This window comes from Xanthomonas cucurbitae (genome assembly GCF_002939885.1).
Taxonomy (GTDB): domain Bacteria; phylum Pseudomonadota; class Gammaproteobacteria; order Xanthomonadales; family Xanthomonadaceae; genus Xanthomonas; species Xanthomonas cucurbitae.
This window is the reverse complement of record NZ_MDED01000050.1, coordinates 1-20068: the sequence shown is the minus strand read 5'-3', so window position 1 is coordinate 20068 and position 20068 is coordinate 1. Positions and strand designations below refer to the sequence as shown.

Below are 20068 nucleotides of genomic sequence, written 5' to 3'. Positions count from 1 at the left end.
GTCTGGAGGAGGCTGGGCATGCCCACACCACCCTCGATACCGGCGGTGGTCGTGCCGCAACCGAAGTCCAGGGAGCACGTTGGTTGAATGTGATGTTGGCCAACGTCAAGCGTGCCAACGCAATGCCGGCGACGACATCGCCATCCTGCAGGCGCGCCATGCACTGTACCAAAAGGCGCGCGAGGCGACTCCAGCCCGTTGGAGTGGCCGCACGCGGAACTGGCAGCCAATCAAGGCGGCCGCCTTGAATCCCGAGAAAGAGGCGGTCGTTGCAGCGGAGGTCGTCCACCGAAAAGCAGCTTGAATCAGGCGACAACTACCTTTCAGACACCTGCCGCGTGGCCCCATACCAGGCACAGTCTGGCATAGTGGCGCGCTATTCGGAAATCACACCGCGCCTGAGCAGAATCCCGTGTATCGCCTGCGCATACTTGTTGCGTTCCGCAGGCGTTTCGGAGTGATAGGCGCCCACCGCAGCCCAGGTGTTTCCGTACTTATTGACCATCTCGCGCAACCGCCAGGCAGCTACATATACGCTGACACATGGCTGCATCAACTCATCTCTGGAGATGCCATAACTAGAAAGACGTCGCAGATGGATCGAATTGATCTGCATTTTTCCGTAGTCGATGGTGCCATTCTTGTTGACATGGATCGCTTCGGCGCGGCCACGCGATTCCTGCCAGGCGATGGCACGCAACACCCACGGATTGACATGCTGATAGCCGGCTGCTTCTTCGAAGCAGTCCGCATGTGCAAGCGGTGCTGCGCATAGTAGAAGTATCGCCATCAGCGCCCGTCGACGGCGAAAGGATAAAACGGCATATCGGGCTTGGAACACATGCCAGCCATTTTCTACTTGTAGCGTTGCGGCAAGGATGCCCCAACGTCGTGGACATTGGGCACGCATACCGTGCACTGACGCGCGCATGGACAATATATCGCTCTTGATCATCAATTGAACCTGATCGTCGTTGAGTTCTCCAGTACAGCGCCCTGGCATGCATGCTTGGTAGATCCGACGCCGCTCACTCGCGATACCATAACGGCGCGGTGCATCTGCGTGTGTTCATCGACCGAAGCGGCTATGACATAAGCGAAATCAGGCCATGCGTCGCTTCCATTACGGTCTTGCCACTGCGAACGTCGTAATATTGTTTGTGCAGGTTCGCAGGGAAAAACGCACTTTCGCGTCTTGTCAGGCGTAACTCTGTACCCTGTTCTACGTTGTGGTGGGGGAAGTGCAGCGCCCCTGGTCGCTGTGTCCCCACTGCAAGTCAGCGGCAGCACACGATTTACCCAGTTCAATCACATGAGACAGGAATTACCATGGACTCATCAATCTACAACAACTCTTCAAACTTCACCCACCTGAACATCAGAGATCTGGGGCCGCAGGAATACATGGATATCGGGCCGCAGCAATTCCAGGACCCTAACCAGCGCTCCTCCTCCGCTGCCTCCGAGCAGCAGCTGGATCAGTTGCTCGCCATGTTTATCATGACTCTGCTTCAGCAGAACCAGGGCAGCGATGCCAGTGACGGCTGTAATGGCGATAATGGCGATAACAGCTTTGGAAACAACCAATCCCAGCCCAGACAGCAGAACGGCATGAGTCCGCTGACGCAGATGTTGATGCAGATCGTGATGCAAATGATGATGGGACAGGGACAGGGCAGCGGTTTCAACAGCGGAAACCACAGTGAGCTGAACTCAAGCCTGTTCGGTAACGTCTGACAATCCACGCGCCCCATATCCCTCTGGTCATGCAGGCTGCCGCAATCTGCGGCAGCCTGCTGGCGTTATGCCCTCGGATGGTCACGAGAGGACCATGACCCGTTGGAGCCATCAAGGTGAGACGATGTGCGGCGTCAGCAGAAATAGACGCTGCATGCGCGTACCATTCTTCTGGCGATGCTTGAACAGATTTCCGAGCAGTGGAATCTTGGACAAGCCCGGTACCGCGTTGAGATCGGTTTGCTCGGCGTCGGACGCATAGCCTGCGATCAATAGACTCTGCCCCTCATCGACGAAGGCTTGCGTTGTGATGTCACTGGACGTGATGACCGGAATACCGTCCACCGTATTGGATCCCAGCTGGCCGTCCTCGATCCGCACATCCAGACGCATCTGACCGTTTGCAGACCCAGGGACCACACTGGGCAAGACTCGTAAGGATACGCCGGCAGACAGGTTATAGAGATCGGCAGAGGCGTAGCCACTGACACGCACGAAGGCTTGCTGCTTGTGGTCCATTACTGCCTCCACATTGTCCAGCGTCGCCACCTGTGGGGTCGACACGATCTTAGCCTTGTTGGTCTGCTCCAGCGCCGATACCCGCGTCATCAGATAACGTCCGGCATCGCCGAGGACGGCGGTCAACGTACCACCCGCCGGTGTGGTAGCACCGGCCATTACTGCGCCGCTCAAGCTCCCAGCGTAGCCGAGCTGGCCTGCCTGTCCATCGCCGGTCTGTACGTCCACCCGCTTACTGTGGTACCGCCAATCGACGCCCAGATCCTGCATGGCACCATCGCGGATCTCGATGATCGTCGCGTCGATCTGCAGCAGCTTTGGACGGTTGTCGAGCTGCTGGATGAGGCTGCCGTACGCTGCCATCCGCTCCGGGTGGTCGCGGATGAGCACCGCGTTGGTTCGCGGGTCGGCCTCGATGACAGGGCCATCAGCAGCGAGCTCAGCGCCAGTGCTGATGTCGGAAGAGCGTGCGGTATCGCGTTGTCCCGGCGTGACTTCTGGCCAGACGCTGGCCGGCCCATTGACTCCACTGCCGGGCAGCGGCGGGCTGACGGGCACCCGCTCCGATGCAGCCCCGCCGCCAAACCATGAGCCAGGCAATCCGAGGATGCCGTTGCCTGCACCTTGGTTCTGGCCCTGCGGTGCGCTGCCAAAAGTATTTGACGAGCTGCCGCCGACCGGCTGTAAGCGTCCGAAATTGGAGCCCGGACCAGGAAGCGCTGCGGTGGACGCGCCACGTACCCCATAAATGCTGCGCAAAAGGCTGGCCATTCCAGGCACTTGAACGTCCTGACCAGCAATGCGGGTCGTGTGGTCGGCGGCCTGTGCGTAATGAAGTTGAAAGACCTGCACTTCGGTTGCATCGCGCTGGCGCGCGCCCTGTTCAACCTGCTTGGCGATCGCCGTCACCGTTTCCACGTAGCCCGGAGGTCCGGAGACCACCGCCACATGCGTGGTTTCGTCATACCGCACTGGAAAGCGCGGATCATCCAGTCGCATGCGAGCTAGCGCCTCGCGTAACGCACTCGTCGGCGCTGTTCCAAGGCTCAAGGTCACGCTCTTGAATTCATTCGCCCCCCAGATTCTGAGCACCGCACCGTCGTAGTACCAGACAAAGCCGAAGGTGGCCGACAAATCCTCGAGAAACTTCTGCGGAGGAGTATCGAATTTTCCACTGAGCGTGCCAGTCACTTCAGGAGAAATCCATGCGGTAATGGATTGACTGGCAGACAGGTCTCGCAATACCTGTTTCAAGTCCTTTTGTTCGGCAACATACTTGAACGTGTGCGACTGCCACGGTACAGGAGCGGCCGTGACGGACATTGGTAACATCGGAAGCAGACAAAGCAGCGCAGCGCATAGCGGTGCGCGTCGATGGCGGTAAACTGGAGTGTAGACATGCGCCATGGCGTTCCCCCTGCGAGGCGGTGATAAGAAGGTTTAGATCGAAATTCCAGGTGCGGACTTGTCCGGACATACTGCTTCGAAGCGCCCGATGTCGCTTCAATGTCCGCACAAGCGGCGACATCACAGAGAGTCTAGATGGCACCAGGCCCACAATGTCTCAAAAAAGATCAATGAGAGATGCCTCCTTTGCCGGCACTTGCCGCACCACGCAGCTGCTGCTGGAAGTGCACGAATCCCAGAGACTCGCTGAACTGCGCGATAAAGACGCCCATGAGCAGCGATAGCAGCAACAGTGCCAGCACGCCGCGGATCGGTTGGCTCAAGTTCGACGGCTCAAGCTTGTCGGCAGCGCGGGCAACGAAGCCGATCGCCAGATCCACAAAAACCAGCACGAGCATGACTGGCGCGGACAGCTTGACGATGGCGATGAGCATGCCGTCCGCTTGCTGGATGACGAACGACTCAACGACCGCACCCAGGTCCGGAGACATGTGCGTCAACGGCCACCACTGAAACGACTCGAACACGGCAGCAAGCAGCATCAACATTCCACCCAAGGCGTAGAACGAGACGATCGACAGCTGTAGCAGCACGGTGGATACCGGCGTACTCTGCTGGCCGCTCAGCGGATTTATCATCTGCACATTGTTGTAGCCGGCCAAATCATCCACCACCAAGCCGATGCTCTCGGCAACCCAGAACACCGTGGAGGCCGCAAATCCGATGAGCATGCCGATGAACGCCTCTTTGAACACCAGCCCGACCATACCGACTGCCTGGATCCTGCTAAGCGTGTCATCCGGTTGCCCATAGGCAATGAAGGTACTGAGCACATAGATAACGCCATTGCGCACAAGCCCAGGAAGGCTTTCCTGTGCAGTCGCCGGCAGGATCGAGAACACCACGAACACCCGCACCCCGCACAGCGCGAGCAGAGTCAGCAACCCAAGGCCCTGCGATGAAAGCGCAACCAGCGCATTCCCCAGGTCGGTCACGGTTCTGCTCCATGCAAGGCGCGGTAGGAGCGTAGCGCGAGCAGCGCTTCAATCGCCTCCTCCTCTTCTGCTGCTTCGCATTCTGCCTGCACCATACGCCGCGCCTTGGCCGCTTTTTCCGCGCACATCTCCGCCTGCGTCTGCAGCCTGCAGAGCACGAGCTGAGTGGCCGCAACTTCCTCACGGGCATCGTGCAGCGCCTGGCTAGCCGCAGTGAGCGGCTGTGCTGCAGCATGGTAACGCTCTTCCAGCACCGCACGGAAGCGCTGATGCTCCACGATGGACTGGATCCCGATCGACTGGCCCGCGCTGGCCTTGTCGGCAAGCGCCTGATCGCATGCGACAAGGCGCTCCTTGCAAGCATCGTGTTCCTGCAGGCGGTCGGCGTATGCGCGTTCGGCCTGCTCTGCGGCGCGGCGGCAGTCGTTCAAACGCTCCTGCGTGCGCTCGCTGCGGCGCTCCTTGAGACGCTGCAGGGTGAGCCATATGCCGCAACGGTCATGCATCGTCGATCACGCTGGCAAGCCGATGCAAGGTCTGCGCATAGTCTTCAAGTTCATCGGTCGACTGGCTCAGGAACTCGCGAATCAGGTCGATCCGGGCGATGGCTTCATCGGCAACAACATCACTGCCCTCTTTGTATTCACCGACCTGCAGCAAGGTCTCCACCTGCGCGTACTTGGCCAGCAAGCGTCGTAGCTGGCCGGCATGCCGTTGCTGCTGGGGCGCCACGATCTGACTCATCACACGGCTCAGGCTGCCCAGTACGTCAATGGCCGGATATTGGTTCTTGGCGGCAATCTCGCGGGATAGAACCAGGTGCCCGTCGAGGAGGCCGCGGACTTCCTCGGTGATCGGATCGCTCCCGCTGTCGTCTTCTGCCAGAACTGTGTAGAACGCCGTAATCGAACCGTTTTCGCCCATGCCCGCACGCTCGAGCAGACGCGGCAACTCCGCGAACACGGACGGCGGAAAGCCGCGCCGCGTCGGCGGCTCGCCCGCCGCCAGGCCAATCTCGCGTTGCGCTCGCGCAAAGCGGGTCAGCGAATCCATCATCAACAGTACGCGCATACCCTGGTCACGAAAGTATTCGGCGATGGCGGTTCCCACGTAGGCCGCTTTGGCGCGCTCGATCGATGAGCGATCCGAGGTGGCGCACACCACCACGCTGCGCGCCAGCCCGTCTTCACCCAGAGTCAGCTCGATGAACTCGCGCACTTCACGCCCGCGCTCGCCAATGAGCACGATTACGTTGACGTCGCACTGCGTGCCGCGCGCGAACATTCCCATCAAGGTACTTTTCCCAACGCCGGCAGCGGCGAAGATGCCCATGCGCTGTCCCTCACCGAGCGTCATCAGCCCATCGACAATACGTACGCCGGTCGGCATGGGCTGCTCGATCAGTTGCCGGCGCATCGGATCCGGAGCCTGCGCCTGGATTGGCACCCACGCGTCACAGACAATAGGCCCGACGCCATCGGATGGCTCGCCCAGGCCATCGAGCACGCGGCCCAGCAACGCCAGCCCAACCGGTACAGCCAACGGCCTCCCTGATCCGGCCACACGAGTGTCACGCGACAGACCCACCACATCGCCGAACGGCGCCAGTAGTGCAAGCGTACGGTTGAAACCCACCACTTCCGCGCGCTGCAGCAGCGTACCGTCGCGCTGGCGCAACTCACACACCTCGCCCAGGCTCACCTGCACCCCGGCTACCTTGAGCATGGTGCCGGTCACTTCGACCACTTTCCCGTAGCGCTGCCCGAACGCCAGGGTGGTCAGTTCGCGCTCGAACAGCCCATCGGGCAGATACACCTCAGGCGACATCCTGCGTCGCCTCCGCAGTCAGGACGCGGCGGATGACTCGACGCAAGCTACGCAGTTCATCGCGCAGGTCGGCCTCGAACACGCCGGTATCCCATTCGCAGACGCACCGCCCCGGTGCAAGCTCAGCATCGGCGCATACATCGATCGAGCACGTCCATCCGATCTCCGCCGTCTCCTGATCGAATGCGCGGCGGGCGTCGGCCACGGCATCCGGATGCACACTCACACGCAGAACTGTGGCCTGATCCAGTGCACTTACTAAGGCCTGCGCTGCACATGCATAGAGCGCTGCCGGATCCTGTACGTGCACCACCTGCTCGCAGGCTCGCGCGACCAGCTCGGCCAGACGCTCGCGAGCCCGGTATGCAGCGGCAGTGGCGGCGAAAGCGTGCCTTGCGCCCTTCATGTTCCAGTCATCCAGCTGGCGACGTATCCCGGCCGCGTAGCCCAGGCGGGCGCTGCGATCAAACTTGTCCTGTGCCGCACCCAACAGGGAATCGGCCTGCTTTTGCGCATCCTCGATCAGTGCCTGCGCTCGTTCCTGCGCTTCGGCCACACAGCGCTCACAACGCGCCTTCACTGCAACAGCCGCCGCATCCAGATCCAATAACTCCGCTAACGCTTCCCGCGGGATGACGTCGCAGTCCAGGCCGACCGCCTCAGTTGCGGATCTCAACCACAGGCGCATGACAGCTCCGGCATTAGGTCGGGCAGAACCTCCAGAAAGGCGACACTTGCGCCGTCTGCAACAACCGGCGGTACCTGCGCGGCACGCAATGGCAGGGCTAGGCCCGAAAGCTTTGCCAGACATGGGTCCGACCATACGCCATCGGCCAGTAGCCGGCGCCAGCCATCGCCAATCCAATCCGCACGGTCGGCATCGCGTGGCAACAATGGCAGTGCGACCACGCTTACCGCACGATGACGCAGGTCCTCGAATACCTTCGCCCCAACGCAGTTCTCGAACCATATGAGGCGCTCGCCTTCAATGCAGCGACGCAACTCGAGCACGCGGGAAAACAATGCCCGGATCATCAACACATTGGCCAATAGCTCGGGCCCCAGCAAGAGCAGGCGGTGAGCCAGCGTGTCGGCCGCCGGCAAGATTGCACGCGACCAACCCAGCCACGCCCGGATCGCGCGCACGCGATGGTGCACAGGCGCCTGTTGCCACGCATTGGCCGCAGCGGGGCCAAGCCAGTGCCCAGCCTGATCCGCCTGCATCGTAAGCGCCAGAGCGTTCACATGAGCCACCCATTGCAATATCCAGGGCAGAAGATCCTGCTCCGGCTTGCCCATCGATACGTCGTTCATCCGCCAGTCTCGACCTTGCGCTTCCTGCCCAGTTGGCGCAGTCGTTGCAACCCGCTCCAGCGGCCTGCGCGCGCCGACGGCCAGTACCAAAACCTAACTGCTCCAACCGCCAGGCACAGTACCAGCCCACCACCGGCCGCCCACGGCAATACTAGGCTACGTGCTGGTACCGATGTGCCAAATCCTGCGTCGCCTTCCACACCTCCAGGCACCATCGTGACGCTGACATTTTCGTAGCTTAGCCCTTCCACGCTGTGCACCACGAGTGTCTTGATGCTCGGCACCAGGCTGGTCAGATCGCTCCCAACGTTGAATTTGATGAATACTGCCGCGCTGGAGGGCTTGATCGACGTGGAAAGTGGGTCATTGTTTGGCAATACTATCTCCACGTCGGCAGCGATGACACCGTCGATATTCGACAAGGTCTGCGACAGTTGCTGGGAGACACCATAAATAAAACGTACGCGCTCTTCGGTCGGGGTGGAAATCAGCCCATCCTTCTTGAACATCTCACCGAGGTTGGCATGACGCTGATGAGGCATGCCATGGGTACGCAACACATCCAGCGAGTAGGACACCTGATCGCGAGGGGCATTGATCGCCCAGGTCTTGCCGTCGTCGGGCGTTACCTTTTCCGCGTCCACGCCCGCACGCAACAGCACTGCCAACATGTCGTTTGCATCGTTTTCAGTAAGTCCGGAGTACAGCTGCTGGCTGCAAGCGGACAGCAGCAGCACCAAGAGCAACACCACCACATATCTGATCGAACGCATGTTATTGGTTCTTGAACAGTGTCTGCACGGCGGACTTCCCCGACTGAGCAACGCCTACGCTTACATTGAGATTGAAGCCAACCATCGTGAGTTCGTTCATCAGCTTTATTTGCTGCGCTGCCATCTCCTGCGGGCCCAGGTTCGGTGCCTGTGCGCTGAATGCCTCGATATGATCGGAGATGGTGCGCACACTGTCGTTCTGCACATCGACTATCCTGCTCATCATGCTCGGCTCTCCCACACGCTGCATCTGGGGCGGCAACGCACTGGATGACTGCATCAGAGTCTGGAATCGATTGACCAGTGTCTGGTGTGGCGCTACGCCAGGCGCTAGCGCTTGCGTCGAAACACCGGTGCTCGCGGCAATCGGTGCGACAGGAGGAATAATCGTCATGGCGAATCTTTCCTGCTGGATTGAAGTCGGATCAGGCGCGCAGGTAATGCGCGTTCGGCATCTCTATTGGCGCACTTTCGTCGACTGACACGTCAGATGCGCCAGGCATCGCCGAGTAGCGGCCTGACAGCGCCTTCACCAAAGCGACTGCATCGGCATCAGCATCCGCTTCGATCAGGCTATCTGCGATGCCGTGCCAAGAAGCATCTCCCACCGCGAACATGCAGCATGCATAAAGCGCCTTGCACAGTGGATTGGAGGAGGTGTCAACCTCCATCTCGCGCAGCAGGCGCGATCCTTCCAAATAATTTCCGCGCTTGATCGCAATCCATGCATCAAACGTGTCCAGCGCTTTCAGTTCCGGCCGAAGCACTCGCACGGCAGCGAGTACAGCGCCTGCCTCATTCAGCTTATCATGCGTCAATCCAACCGTGATCAACTCAATAAGACCCGTGACTACCGATGCCGGGCATTCAATTTTCTCCATATTTCACCTCGTTGCTTGACGGCGTCGAATAGAGGACGTGCGTAACGTTACCTACTTGCACAGAAAACAACTTCCTTAAAGCGAATATCGGCCCACCATTGCGAAAGGACACGCCACACTTCGCCCGTCCACACATACGTTCGCGCGGGACGTCTACGGCCTCGAAAAGGTGTGTACAAACTAATTTCCTGGACATACAGGCCGGAGTTCGTGAATGTCCGATGAAAAAACCGAAAAGCCGACTGAAAAGCGGCTCCAGGATGCGCGCCGTGATGGTGAGCTGACTATCAGCCCGGATGTAACCGCAGCTGCCGTTCTTCTGGGAGGATTGTTGGTCATCACTCTCGCAGGCACCTATTTTGCCTCGCACTTGCGCGCGCTGGTGACCATTGGCTTTGACATCAACGCCAAAACGCGCGATGGAATTTCTCTGCAGCGCGCGATTGCTTCGATCGGATTGCAGGCCCTCTGGCTTGCAATTCCGTTTCTCGTCGCCTGCATGATCGCAGCTCTGACTGGTGCCTTCCTGCAAACCGGAATGAACGTTTCGCTGAAACCTGTCACGCCCAAGTTCGACTCACTCAACCCGGTCAACGGCTTAAAGAAGCTCTTCTCGCTACGAAGCTTTATCAACCTGGTGAAGTTGACCGCCAAGGCGTTGATTATCGGCGTAGTGCTCTGGGTAGGCGTGCGTTCCTTGTTGCCGGCCATCATCGGCCTCGCCTACCAGCCCCCATCCAACATCGCACAAATAAGCTGGCGAGCGCTCGGCACGCTATGTGCGCTGGCAGCGCTCACGTTCGTCATTGTAGGTGCTGCGGACTGGAGCATTCAGCACTGGCTATTCATTCGGGACAAGCGAATGAGCAAGGATGAGCAGAAGCGCGAGCACAAGGAAAGCGAGGGCGACCCGGAAGTGAAGGGGAAGCGCAAGGAGTTCGCCAAGGAGCTGGTATTCGGCGATCCGCGCGAACGGCTGGCGAAGGCCAAGGTCATGGTGGTCAACCCGACCCACTATGCGGTCGCGCTTGCCTACGATCCCGACGGCTTCGGATTGCCGCAGGTGGTCGCGAAGGGAACGGATGATGAGGCAATGGCGCTGCGTGCGTTTGCGCACCAAACCGGCATTCCGATCGTAGCCAACCCTCCCCTTGCGCGCGCCTTGCACCAGGTTGAACTCGGCGATGCGGTTCCCGAAGCACTATTCGAAACCGTGGCAGTCGTGCTGCGGTGGGTGGATGAACTCGGCGGCGCTAACGACAACGACGGCCACAGCCATCTGCCTTGCTAGGAGACTACATGCGACTGACACGCTATTTCGCATATACCGGCGAGGTGGCCATCGCTGCCCTCGTCGTGGCCGTGATCGGACTGATGATCCTGCCGCTGCCCACGCCGCTGATCGACATGTTGCTCGGTATCAACATCACACTCAGCGTGGTGCTGTTGATGGTGACGATGTATGTACCGGACTCGATATCACTCTCTTCGTTCCCCTCGTTATTGCTCTTCACCACCCTGCTGCGGCTGTCCTTGAACATCGCCTCCACCAAATCGATCCTGTTGCACGCCGAGGCCGGCCACATCATCGAGAGCTTCGGGGAATTGGTGGTCGGCGGCAACATCGTCGTAGGCCTGGTGGTGTTCCTGATTATCACCACCGTTCAGTTCATTGTGATAGCCAAGGGCTCCGAGCGCGTTGCGGAGGTGGGCGCACGCTTCACGCTCGATGCAATGCCCGGCAAACAGATGAGCATCGACGCAGACTTGCGAGGCGGCAACCTGACTGCCGAAGAAGCGCGCGGCAAACGCGCACGTCTGGCCATTGAGAGTCAGCTACATGGCGGCATGGATGGCGCCATGAAGTTTGTAAAGGGCGATGCGATCGCAGGGCTGGTAATCACGCTGGTGAACATCCTGGCTGGCATTGTCGTTGGCGTTACCTATCACGGCATGACGGCGGGCGAGGCCGCAAACCGCTTTGCGATCCTGTCGGTGGGCGATGCCATGGTGTCGCAGATCGCCTCGTTGCTGATCTCGGTGGCCGCTGGCGTGATGATCACTCGCGTGGCCAACGAAAACGAGACCAAAGTCAGTTCGCTAGGCCTGGATATCGGTAGGCAGCTGACCAGCAATTCTCGCGCATTGCTCGCTGCAAGCGTGCTTCTGGCGTGTTTTGCATTCGTGCCGGGGTTCCCGGCCGTGCTGTTCCTACTGCTGGCGGCCGCAGTGGGTACCGGCGGATACACGATCTGGCGCAGGCAACGCGACGGCGGCAGCGACGACAAGCCGGGGCTACCATCGATGAGCCGCAAAGGTGCCAAGGGTAATGTGCCGCATATCCGCAAAAGTGCGCCCGAATTTGCCTCGCCACTGTCGATGCGCTTGTCCGCACAACTCGCCGCCAGATTAGATCCAGCATTGCTGGATAAAGCAATCGACAGGGAACGCACCCAGCTGGTCGAATTGCTTGGCCTGCCGTTCCCAGGCATTGCGATCTGGGAGAGCGACGCGCTGCAAGGCATGCAGTATGAGGTCCTGATTCACGACGTCCCGGAACGGCGCGAAGAGCTGAGCGACAGCGCCGACCTGCAGACATCGCTTGCCGAACATGCCATTGCCCCCCTCAAGACCCGGGCCCATTTGTTCGTCGGTATCCAGGAAACACAATGGTTGCTCGAGCAAGTGGAAGTGGACTATCCGGGTCTTGTCGCGGAGGTCAATAAGTCCATGCCGCCACAACGTATCGCCGATGTCCTGCGACGACTGCTGGAGGAGCGCATTCCGGTCCGCAACATCAAGATCATTTTCGAGAGTCTTGTGGTCTGGGGCCCCAAGGAGAAGGATCTGTTGATGCTGACCGAATATGTCCGCTGCGACCTCGGTCGCTACCTTGCACATACCGCAACCGCAGGAACCGGGCAGTTGCCGGCGGTTATGCTAGATCACGACGTCGAACAACTGATTCGCCAGTCAATTCGTGCCACGCCTGCTGGTAACTTCCTGGCCCTTCCACCCGATCAGGCCAATCAACTCATCGAGCAGGTGGAACAGATCGTACAAGATAGGCAGCAGCACCCACTTGCGATCGTCGCCTCAATGGACGTGCGTCGGTATGTCCGCCGGATGATCGAGGCACGTCTCAACTGGCTACAGGTCTACTCGTTCCAAGAATTGGGTACGGAGGTTCAATTGCAGCCAATCGGCCGGGTGGTGGTGTGATGCGCAAGCTCCCCATGCGCCCGGTGCGTATTCTATCCACTCCGGCTATGACCGTGACGCCGTTACCACTACGGCAGGCACAGCGTGTGCAGTTCCTGCAGCTGCGTCGGCGCCCTCATCCGGGCCGCATTGCCGAGCCGGACATGTCGGGGGGCGAGATGAACGGACTCCAAACACGCGACGACATAATCGGCATCGCAGCCTGCGAGCCCTCCGCAGAGGACATCGTGCAGGCAACGCCTCCACACGTCGATCAGTACGGTGCGCATCAGCAGGACGAGGGCCGCGAATGTCTGGACCAAAGGATCGCAGCCGAATTCGTCAGAACGCAATGTGCGCAGATGTCCATCGACAGCATTGCGTTACACGTGGCCGATTTCTGCAATTCTCAGCCGGTGCGTGATGCGGGGATCTGGGAGGCCACTTTGCCCATTCGCCAGGACATGATTGGGAAAACCACGTTATTTCTTAGGCTTTCGCCCGACCAGCTATTACTTCGCTTCGACAGTAGCTCTCCCGATGCACGCGAGCTACTTTGGAGCGGAAGGGAGCAATTGCGCGTTGCCCTGAAAGCTGCACTCAGCAACGTGCATGAGATCCGTATCGAGGTTATCTAGAAAAATTATCCCCGCATACCTGGCAACTGCATTACTAGAGGGATTCCGTCTTGTCATCCGAGCCGAGCCCAGTACCGTCGGCACGTGCAGTTTCTCAGGCGCTTACCAACGTGCCTTCGGGACTTGCGCAACTAGCCAGATTGCTAGGCGACATGAGACTGTCCCATCACTGCGGCGTGAGGCTGCATCAGCGGCCCATACCGCAGGCCGACGCGGTGCGCGCATGCCTGCAACTGGACAGCGGCAACCTGGAATTCTGCGTGGCCGCCCGCGACGGATTAGCGTTGGTAGCCAACGAGGCAGACGGAGAGGTTCGCGTGGCGCTGGCGGGTCTGCTCATGGGCGAACCGCTGCGCAGCCTTGAACCGCTGGGACTTGGCGAGGCGCAGCTCCTCGCTTTCGACCGCTGCGACGAGTTGTCTGAACCCGCCGGTATAGGCGTGACGGTCGGCGGCATCGACATGATCGCGGAGGCCGCGAGTCCCGCCTTGCTGTCGGCCCTGCAGAGAGCTGTCGAGGCACTTCAGATGCCTGTGTCCGGGTGGCCAGGTTCGCTGCGCATCCCCACCAGCTTGTGCATCGGCCAACGCTCTGCTTCCGCCGGGATGTTGCAGTCGCTGCGCGCGGGCGACGTGCTGCTGCACTGCCTTGCCAGCTCGCCGCTGCGCGCAGGCGAGCTGCTTTGGGGGGCCCCGGGTAGCGGCTCAATGCGTGCCGCGGTGCGCCTGACCCCACAACAGATGATTCTGGAGACTTGCCCCACCATGCATGACGATCTACCTCCACCCAATGCCGCACAGCCGGCGTCGGACCTGTCTTCGCTGGAATTACCGGTTCGCCTCGAAGTTGACCAGCTTGCGCTTTCGCTCTCGGAGCTGTCGGCATTGCAGCCCGGTCAAATCCTGGAATTGTCGGTTCCACTGGATCAGGCGGACATCCGGCTAGTCGTCTATGGCCAGACCGTGGGCATTGGTCGCCTGCTGGCGGTGGGTGAGCATTTGGGCTTGCAAATCCTCAGCATGTCGGAGACACCTCGTGCAGATGCCTGACGTAGGCTCTCTGCTGGTGGTTGTCATCATGCTGGGGCTTTTGCCCTTCGCAGCGATGGTGGTCACCTCCTATACCAAGATCGTGGTGGTGCTAGGCCTGTTGCGCAACGCCATTGGCGTACAGCAGGTTCCACCCAACATGGTTCTCAATGGTGTCGCATTGCTGGTGTCCTGCTTCGTGATGGCACCGGTGGGTATGGAAGCGTTCAAGACCGCACAAACCTACGGCGCAGGTGCGGACAACAGTCGCGTCGTGGTGTTGCTGGACGCTTGTCGCAAGCCTTTCCGAGAGTTCCTGCTCCAGCATACCCGCGAGCGCGAGAAGGCTTTTTTTGTCCATGCAGCGCAGCAGATCTGGCCAAAGGACAAGGCTGATGCGTTGAAGTCCGATGATCTGCTGGTACTGGCTCCTGCCTTCACGCTCAGCGAACTTACCGAAGCCTTTCGGATTGGCTTCCTGCTGTATTTGGTGTTCATTGTCATCGACCTTGTCGTGGCCAATGCCTTGATGGCCATGGGCCTTTCGCAGGTCACACCAACCAATGTGGCGATCCCGTTCAAGCTGCTGTTGTTCGTGGCATTGGACGGCTGGTCGATGCTCATTCACGGCCTGGTTTTGAGTTATCGGTGACGCCATGGACCACGAAGATCTGGTGAGATTCACGTCCGAAGCCTTGCTGCTCTGCCTCAAGGTGTCTCTGCCTGTGGTCGGCGTCGCCGCAGCAACGGGCCTGCTGATCGCTTTCCTGCAGGCGGTGATGTCGTTGCAGGATGCATCGATCTCCTTTGCGCTGAAGCTGGTGGTCGTCGTGGCCGCGATCGCGGTGACTGCTCCCTGGGCCGCCGCCGCAATCCTGCAGTTCGGGCAGGCACTGATGCAGGCCGCCTTTCCATGATACGCCGCCTGCCATCAACCGGATCGGTCCTTCCGACGGCCCCCGCACAACCGCAAACCAGTATGGATGTGCCCCACGCGGAGGTGCCACAAGCCGCCGATACCATCCACCATCGGCTCCGTCCCGCTCCCTCGCCCCGCAGGCGTCGGCGCGGCATGGGTGCACTGGACGGGATGGACGAAGGATTTGATGCCGCAGAACTGCAGGAGGCAGAAGCGGCGCGGGTGTCAGCGCTGCGTGGACGCGTCAAAGTCGTTGCTGCCCCGTCACAGGACAACAAGCACGACGGGCAACGAGACGAAAACTCGTCCGGGCACGATGGCGACCCGCAGTCGGCACAACGACCACTGGCTTCCATAGACCCGTCGAACCTGGAGATCCTTTCGCATATCGACGGTATTCTAGATCGCTATGTACAGGCATGCACCAGCAATGAGGCGGCCTCATCCAATGCGCTGGTGATCGCGCTTGCCGAGTTCCGCGCTATCAAGCTTGCACACCCAGAAAGCGCCCCGCTGACGACAATAGTCTGGAGGCTGATGCGCGATCATTTACGGCATTGCAGCTCGTCACCACCCCAAGAAACGCTAAGGGCCCTGCGCGAGCGTCTATTGACCCTGATCACGCCAGAGTCCAACGCATCCTCGGCTCTGCGCAGCTTTCATCTGCTGATTCCGCTCATGCTGCTCAATGCACAGCGGCCACGTCGCCTGCGGGATCGCATAGGCGCGGTCAAACGGTTGAACGCACTTATGAAAGAGCGCAGCGATTCGTCTTATGAAGAGATTCGCTCATGACCATGCAAATTCGCGTACTCACTGGAACGCATGCCGGCGCACGACTAGACTTGTTGCCTGGTTGCTATGGACTTGGCAGTGATTCACGCGCCGACATCAGGATCGAGGACTGGCCTGGCGGCCCTTTCGTTATTGAGGTAGATTCGGATGGTCAGATTCGCTATCACAACGATGAAGCATCGAGCGCGACATTCACCGCAATGCATCCAGTCCGATTCGGCGATGTGGTGCTGTGTGTTGGCGATTGTGCGTCGCAGTGGCCCAGCGACATGGAGCTCATCGAGCGCCTGCTCCCCTCACCCTCACCCTCGCAGGCAGATGCTCCGCCGCGCAAAAGGCAGCACAAGGCGCTACGCGCAGGCCTCGGGGCGATCCTAGCGCTAGTTGCAGCAGCATTGCTGCCCGCCTTGCAACCGGCCTTCCTTTCCGAGGCTGCTCCGCCACCGCGCGAGCAGAATCAATATGCGCAGGTAAAGGCCGTTCTTGGACAGCTCCGTCTGGGCGAGACGCGCATCGCACATGCTGGAGCTCAGTTGCGGGTTGAAGGCCTGGTAGCAAGCAGCGCTGACGCGGCACGTTTGCGCCTGCGCTTAAGTGGGTATCGGCCCGCAGTGAAGTTGGACGTGATTGTAGTGGATGAAGTGCTGGCAACCATTCGCGATACCTTGGCCGACCGCAATCTCAACGTCCGATATGAGGGGCGGGGCGTCTTTTCCATTGCCGGCCAGAGCGACGATGCAGAGCGGACAGCGCGACGTATTGATGAACTGCGTAGCGACTTGGGATCACAGATCGGCGCGATCCACGTCGATGTCATCCAGCAGGACCCATCCACCAAACTGCCGGCTCACTACGACGCGGCCCTTCTGGCAGATGGCCTGCATTACGTCGAGACCCCGGATGGAACAAAACATCTGAGTTCGACGGGTTACTGAGTTCCCCCGATTTGAAATCGATTGGAGGTACCAACGTGTTTGAATATATCACCGACGAAATCGCCCAAGACATGAGCGCATTGCTCAAGGTCAAGTCCGAGGACCAAACCGGCCATCGTCTGCTTGCCATCACAGACGCCCTGGCTAAGACAAGGCAGCAAGTTCAGGTGCACTGGCAGGCCGCCAGCGACGCAGAAGCACGCGTCGCACTAGGAACACTCCAAGAGGGCATGGCCGCCGCCCACACAATAGTAACGCACATCATGGCTTCTGCTTGACATCTTAACCTGTCCCTCGCTCCAGCGGGGATTCCATGCGCAACTCATGCGCGCTTAAAACAGAGGAGCAATACCATGGGAATTTTTGAAGGCTTGAACAGAGGCGGCTCGTTCAAGGACACAATTATCGGCGGTTTCAAAAATAAGTTTGATGGTGGGTTGAACAACTTCGGTGAAGACATGCAGGAGAGTTCCTTACGATCCTCGGTTGGCGGCTCGGTCTCCGGGCAGATGCGCACCAACAATTTCTTAAGTAAGGAAATGAATGAATTGAATTTCAACGTCGCTCTCAACCAGGTCGTCAAGAAAGCAGGAGAAAATGCAAAGACCCTGACCCAGTAAGTTTCTTTTTCTTTTCGCACAGGCCCGCAAACACGGGCCTGTGGATTGGACGACGGGACGGCAATGCCCTCGGCACGTTTTGAGCAACTGGTTTCGGAACTATGTGATGTCCTTGGGCTTGCAGATAAACAAGGGCTGCTTGAGCATCGCACTATCGAGATCGAAGGATTTGAAGTCTACCTGCACCTGCCAGAGACGCAGCCAGACGATGAGGTCCAGGAAGAATCGCTGTATCTGCGCATGTCCTATGGGCTGGCGCCTGCTGGCAGAACCCTGGTCGTTTTCCGACTGTTGCTAGAAGCTAATCTTTCGGTATACGCGCAGGATCAGGCGCAACTCGGGCTTGACGAGAACGGCGTCATCGTATTGATCGTTCGCGTACCGCTGGATGCCGACCTCGATGGAGCATGGATCTGCGATCTCTTGGCCCACTACGCCGAGCACGGTCGTTACTGGAACAACAATATTTTCATCGCACACGACGACATGTTTGAAGGTATCGCGACGGGAAACTACTTATGGTTACGCGCCTAAGTCACTTCCATCCGTCTGCGGGCAATGCCCGTCACGAGCAGCATGTCCGGGCTGTGCAACACGCTGGCACGTACAATTAAGTCAGCCGTGCTGCGTCATAGCTCACATGCTTAGATGCACAGATTTCGAGACGAACAACGTCACCGGGTTTATCTTGCATAGGGATGTCCGCCAATGAGTCTTTCCATAGCTCCGCATTCAACTGCCAATTTCCAGTCATCGGCATTCTCCGTCTCACAGGAGCAAGCGTTGGCGGCAATGGTCATGAGCATGATGGCGTATTGCATGCAGCGCATGTTCAAGGACCTGATGCAGCGCCAGCATCAATATTCGGGCAACGATCAGCCGCCGGTCTTCATGCCTCCCCCCCCATCGATGCCCAGCAGCCCTATGCCTTGTTTCTCCAATCTCGGCGGACAACACGGCAGCGATACCGGTGGCGGCAGCCGGAACCCCGGGAATCATGGCCGGACCATGGAAACAGACGACGGAAACGCCCCATCTGACACCGGGCCTAGCCGCCCCACACCGGCATCCAGTCCAACAGGTACGCATGCGTCGCTTCCGCCCGGTACCGTCGTCACTGCGCCCCCTGGCATCCAGAACAAGACCATCGTGGTGCACAAGGGCGAAGTGTTTGATGGCAAGAACCAGACCTACATCGGCGGCAGCAGCCTGGGCGATGGTTCCCAAAACGAGCACCAACAACCATTGTTCATCGTGGAAGACGGCGGCTCCCTATGCAATGTCCGTATGAAAGGCGGCGGCGACGGTGTGCATTTTCTGGGCAGTGGCAAGATGGTCAATTGCGTCAACGAGGACGTCAGCGAGGATGCCATAACCATTGATGGGCAGGGCAACCGTGAGCATGATTCTCGCATTGCCGGCTGCGGTCCCGGAGTCAGCGGACGGCCGCACGTCGAGATCATCAATTGCACATTCAACAATGCCTCGGACAAAATCGTGCAAGACAACGGCCCTGCAGACGTGGTGATGCGTGGCTGCACCGTGAACGGTGCCGGCAAGGTTTTCCGCACCAATGGCGGGCATACGGATATCAACACGCATCTGCAGATCGAGAACTGCCAATTCAACCATGTGAAGGAAGCGGTCTTCCGTACAGACGCGCCCAGTGCAATGGTCAATTTTACAAACCTGAGGACCGATGCGCCCTACCAGGTAATTGCTCCTAATGCATCCCAGGCGATCGGGGCGACGCGTATCGGTCATAAGGCCTACAGCGGTTAGCCGCGTTCCTGCAGGACGTTATCCCCGTCGCGCCCCGGCGGATGCGATCTCTGCAGGGCGCGGCGATGGCTGTATCGCACCTGCCCAACTGACGATCACCTGGCACCTCGATGCAGTGGCTTGCCCTTCAGCGTCGACGAGGCGTCTCGCGCGGCACATGACCCGGTGCCAGGCATTCGGTTATCTGAAGATCACGACGGAGAGGGGCGGCCCACGCGGCGCCACGTATGCGAACTCCCTCGCCTCTCTGGGACAGGTATCACGCACCAAAGTTCGACACTGCAGTGCTTGTCTTCCCGGGTACACCCACGGGTTTCGGCGGTGCCGACGGTCCGCCCCTGCGAGGGCAAGCGATCGACTCAGGCCGCCAGGTATTGGAACGGATCAAGGCCACAGTCAGGCCTGGAAAGTCGCACGTATTTCCGGCAAATCATGCTGCCACGGACCTACGCCCACTCGCCAGTCGCTTGCCAGCACTACCCTGAGATGGCCGCCGCGCAGTCACTGTTGCTGCCGCTAGTCCACTGAATCCGAGAAATCGGCTGTAATGCGCCGAGTGGGATCGGCGAACGTCTACTTCAACGGCTTGGGGTCCTTGTTGTACTGTAAGCGTCCGCCAACCTCACCTATACAAGCAGCCAGCAGCCCGTTGGGATATCGCGTTCTTCCCAACGGATCTCCCCGATGTCTTCAAAGC

General features: G+C 59.4%; 23 protein-coding genes and 1 pseudogene. 14 read left to right on the top strand and 10 right to left on the bottom strand.

Annotated features, from left to right (window positions below):
* Positions 1-115 precede the first annotated feature (115 nt).
* Positions 116-304, top strand: a pseudogene (locus XcuCFBP2542_RS20125) (hypothetical protein); the annotation flags it as partial.
* 72 nt (positions 305-376) lie between these two features.
* On the opposite strand, the gene XcuCFBP2542_RS17300 reads toward XcuCFBP2542_RS20125, so the two are convergent.
* Complete coding sequence (locus XcuCFBP2542_RS17300; RefSeq protein WP_223214366.1) at positions 377-955, bottom strand: lytic transglycosylase domain-containing protein; 579 nt, start codon at positions 953-955, stop codon at positions 377-379.
* A gap of 374 nt (positions 956-1329) precedes the next feature.
* Here XcuCFBP2542_RS17300 and xopA point away from each other — a divergent pair, with 374 nt between their 5' ends.
* On the top strand, positions 1330-1737 hold the full coding sequence (gene xopA, locus XcuCFBP2542_RS17295; protein ID WP_104605291.1) for a XopA/Hpa1 family type III secretion system protein: 408 nt from the start codon (positions 1330-1332) through the stop codon (positions 1735-1737).
* Between the two features lie 111 nt (positions 1738-1848).
* Here the strand turns inward: xopA and sctC are convergent, their stop codons facing one another.
* The 9 genes from sctC to XcuCFBP2542_RS17250 all read right to left on the bottom strand — a co-directional run bounded on the left by sctC (position 1849) and on the right by XcuCFBP2542_RS17250 (position 9453).
* A complete protein-coding gene (gene sctC, locus XcuCFBP2542_RS17290; protein ID WP_104605289.1) occupies positions 1849-3663 on the bottom strand; it encodes a type III secretion system outer membrane ring subunit SctC in 1815 nt (604 codons plus the stop codon).
* Between the two features lie 167 nt (positions 3664-3830).
* Positions 3831-4658, bottom strand: a complete 828-nt coding sequence (gene sctT / locus XcuCFBP2542_RS17285; protein WP_104605287.1) for a type III secretion system export apparatus subunit SctT — start codon at positions 4656-4658, stop codon at positions 3831-3833.
* A complete protein-coding gene (locus XcuCFBP2542_RS17280) occupies positions 4655-5164 on the bottom strand; it encodes a serine kinase (RefSeq protein ID WP_104605285.1) in 510 nt (169 codons plus the stop codon). Before XcuCFBP2542_RS17280 ends, sctT begins: the two co-directional genes overlap by 4 nt.
* A complete protein-coding gene (sctN, locus tag XcuCFBP2542_RS17275) occupies positions 5157-6473 on the bottom strand; it encodes a type III secretion system ATPase SctN (RefSeq protein WP_274391988.1) in 1317 nt (438 codons plus the stop codon). The genes XcuCFBP2542_RS17280 and sctN overlap by 8 nt, the downstream gene beginning before the upstream one ends.
* A 1-nt stretch (position 6474) precedes the next feature.
* Positions 6475-7173 carry a type III secretion system stator protein SctL gene (gene sctL / locus XcuCFBP2542_RS17270; RefSeq protein WP_104605281.1) on the bottom strand — a complete coding sequence of 233 codons (699 nt, stop codon included), beginning with the start codon at positions 7171-7173 and terminating at the stop codon, positions 6475-6477.
* A complete protein-coding gene (locus XcuCFBP2542_RS17265) occupies positions 7158-7799 on the bottom strand; it encodes a type III secretion protein HrpB4 (RefSeq protein ID WP_223214367.1) in 642 nt (213 codons plus the stop codon). Before XcuCFBP2542_RS17265 ends, sctL begins: the two co-directional genes overlap by 16 nt.
* On the bottom strand, positions 7796-8572 hold the full coding sequence (gene sctJ / locus XcuCFBP2542_RS17260) for a type III secretion system inner membrane ring lipoprotein SctJ (protein ID WP_104605279.1): 777 nt from the start codon (positions 8570-8572) through the stop codon (positions 7796-7798). The genes XcuCFBP2542_RS17265 and sctJ overlap by 4 nt, the downstream gene beginning before the upstream one ends.
* A gap of 1 nt (position 8573) precedes the next feature.
* Complete coding sequence (locus XcuCFBP2542_RS17255; RefSeq protein ID WP_104605277.1) at positions 8574-8966, bottom strand: type III secretion protein HrpB2; 393 nt, start codon at positions 8964-8966, stop codon at positions 8574-8576.
* A 31-nt stretch (positions 8967-8997) separates the two neighbouring features.
* Entirely contained in the window at positions 8998-9453 is a 456-nt protein-coding gene (locus XcuCFBP2542_RS17250; protein WP_104605275.1) for an HrpB1 family type III secretion system apparatus protein, read from the bottom strand.
* Positions 9454-9667: 214 nt separating this feature from the next.
* Between XcuCFBP2542_RS17250 and sctU the strand changes: the two genes are divergently transcribed.
* The 12 genes from sctU (at position 9668) to XcuCFBP2542_RS17190 (ending at position 19371) form a co-directional block, all read left to right on the top strand.
* On the top strand, positions 9668-10744 hold the full coding sequence (sctU, locus tag XcuCFBP2542_RS17245; protein ID WP_104605273.1) for a type III secretion system export apparatus subunit SctU: 1077 nt from the start codon (positions 9668-9670) through the stop codon (positions 10742-10744).
* An 8-nt stretch (positions 10745-10752) separates the two neighbouring features.
* The gene (locus XcuCFBP2542_RS17240) at positions 10753-12675 is read left to right on the top strand and encodes an FHIPEP family type III secretion protein (RefSeq protein ID WP_104605271.1); all 1923 of its coding nucleotides are present in this window, start codon (positions 10753-10755) and stop codon (positions 12673-12675) included.
* Positions 12675-13292 (top strand): type III secretion system protein SctP, encoded by a 618-nt coding sequence (gene sctP / locus XcuCFBP2542_RS17235; protein ID WP_104605269.1) that lies wholly within the window; start codon positions 12675-12677, stop codon positions 13290-13292. Before XcuCFBP2542_RS17240 ends, sctP begins: the two co-directional genes overlap by 1 nt.
* A 152-nt stretch (positions 13293-13444) precedes the next feature.
* Positions 13445-14341 (top strand): type III secretion system cytoplasmic ring protein SctQ, encoded by an 897-nt coding sequence (gene sctQ, locus XcuCFBP2542_RS17230; protein WP_104605267.1) that lies wholly within the window; start codon positions 13445-13447, stop codon positions 14339-14341.
* Positions 14328-14972 carry a type III secretion system export apparatus subunit SctR gene (gene sctR / locus XcuCFBP2542_RS17225; protein ID WP_104605265.1) on the top strand — a complete coding sequence of 215 codons (645 nt, stop codon included), beginning with the start codon at positions 14328-14330 and terminating at the stop codon, positions 14970-14972. The genes sctQ and sctR overlap by 14 nt, the downstream gene beginning before the upstream one ends.
* 4 nt (positions 14973-14976) lie before the next feature.
* Entirely contained in the window at positions 14977-15237 is a 261-nt protein-coding gene (gene sctS / locus XcuCFBP2542_RS17220) for a type III secretion system export apparatus subunit SctS (protein WP_104605263.1), read from the top strand.
* Between the two features lie 155 nt (positions 15238-15392).
* Entirely contained in the window at positions 15393-16034 is a 642-nt protein-coding gene (locus XcuCFBP2542_RS17215; RefSeq protein WP_223214368.1) for a 4-hydroxyphenylacetate catabolism regulator HpaA, read from the top strand.
* Positions 16031-16969, top strand: a complete 939-nt coding sequence (gene hrpD5 / locus XcuCFBP2542_RS17210) for an HrpD5 family protein (protein ID WP_104605259.1) — start codon at positions 16031-16033, stop codon at positions 16967-16969. The genes XcuCFBP2542_RS17215 and hrpD5 overlap by 4 nt, the downstream gene beginning before the upstream one ends.
* 35 nt (positions 16970-17004) lie before the next feature.
* Positions 17005-17247, top strand: a complete 243-nt coding sequence (locus XcuCFBP2542_RS17205) for a serine kinase (protein WP_104605257.1) — start codon at positions 17005-17007, stop codon at positions 17245-17247.
* A 75-nt stretch (positions 17248-17322) separates the two neighbouring features.
* Positions 17323-17589, top strand: coding sequence for a serine kinase (locus tag XcuCFBP2542_RS17200; RefSeq protein WP_104605255.1), 267 nt, complete (start codon positions 17323-17325; stop codon positions 17587-17589).
* A 63-nt stretch (positions 17590-17652) separates the two neighbouring features.
* Positions 17653-18123, top strand: a complete 471-nt coding sequence (locus XcuCFBP2542_RS17195; protein ID WP_104605253.1) for a CesT family type III secretion system chaperone — start codon at positions 17653-17655, stop codon at positions 18121-18123.
* Positions 18124-18393: 270 nt separating this feature from the next.
* Positions 18394-19371, top strand: coding sequence for a pectate lyase (locus tag XcuCFBP2542_RS17190; RefSeq protein WP_104605293.1), 978 nt, complete (start codon positions 18394-18396; stop codon positions 19369-19371).
* Positions 19372-20068: the final 697 nt, after the last annotated feature.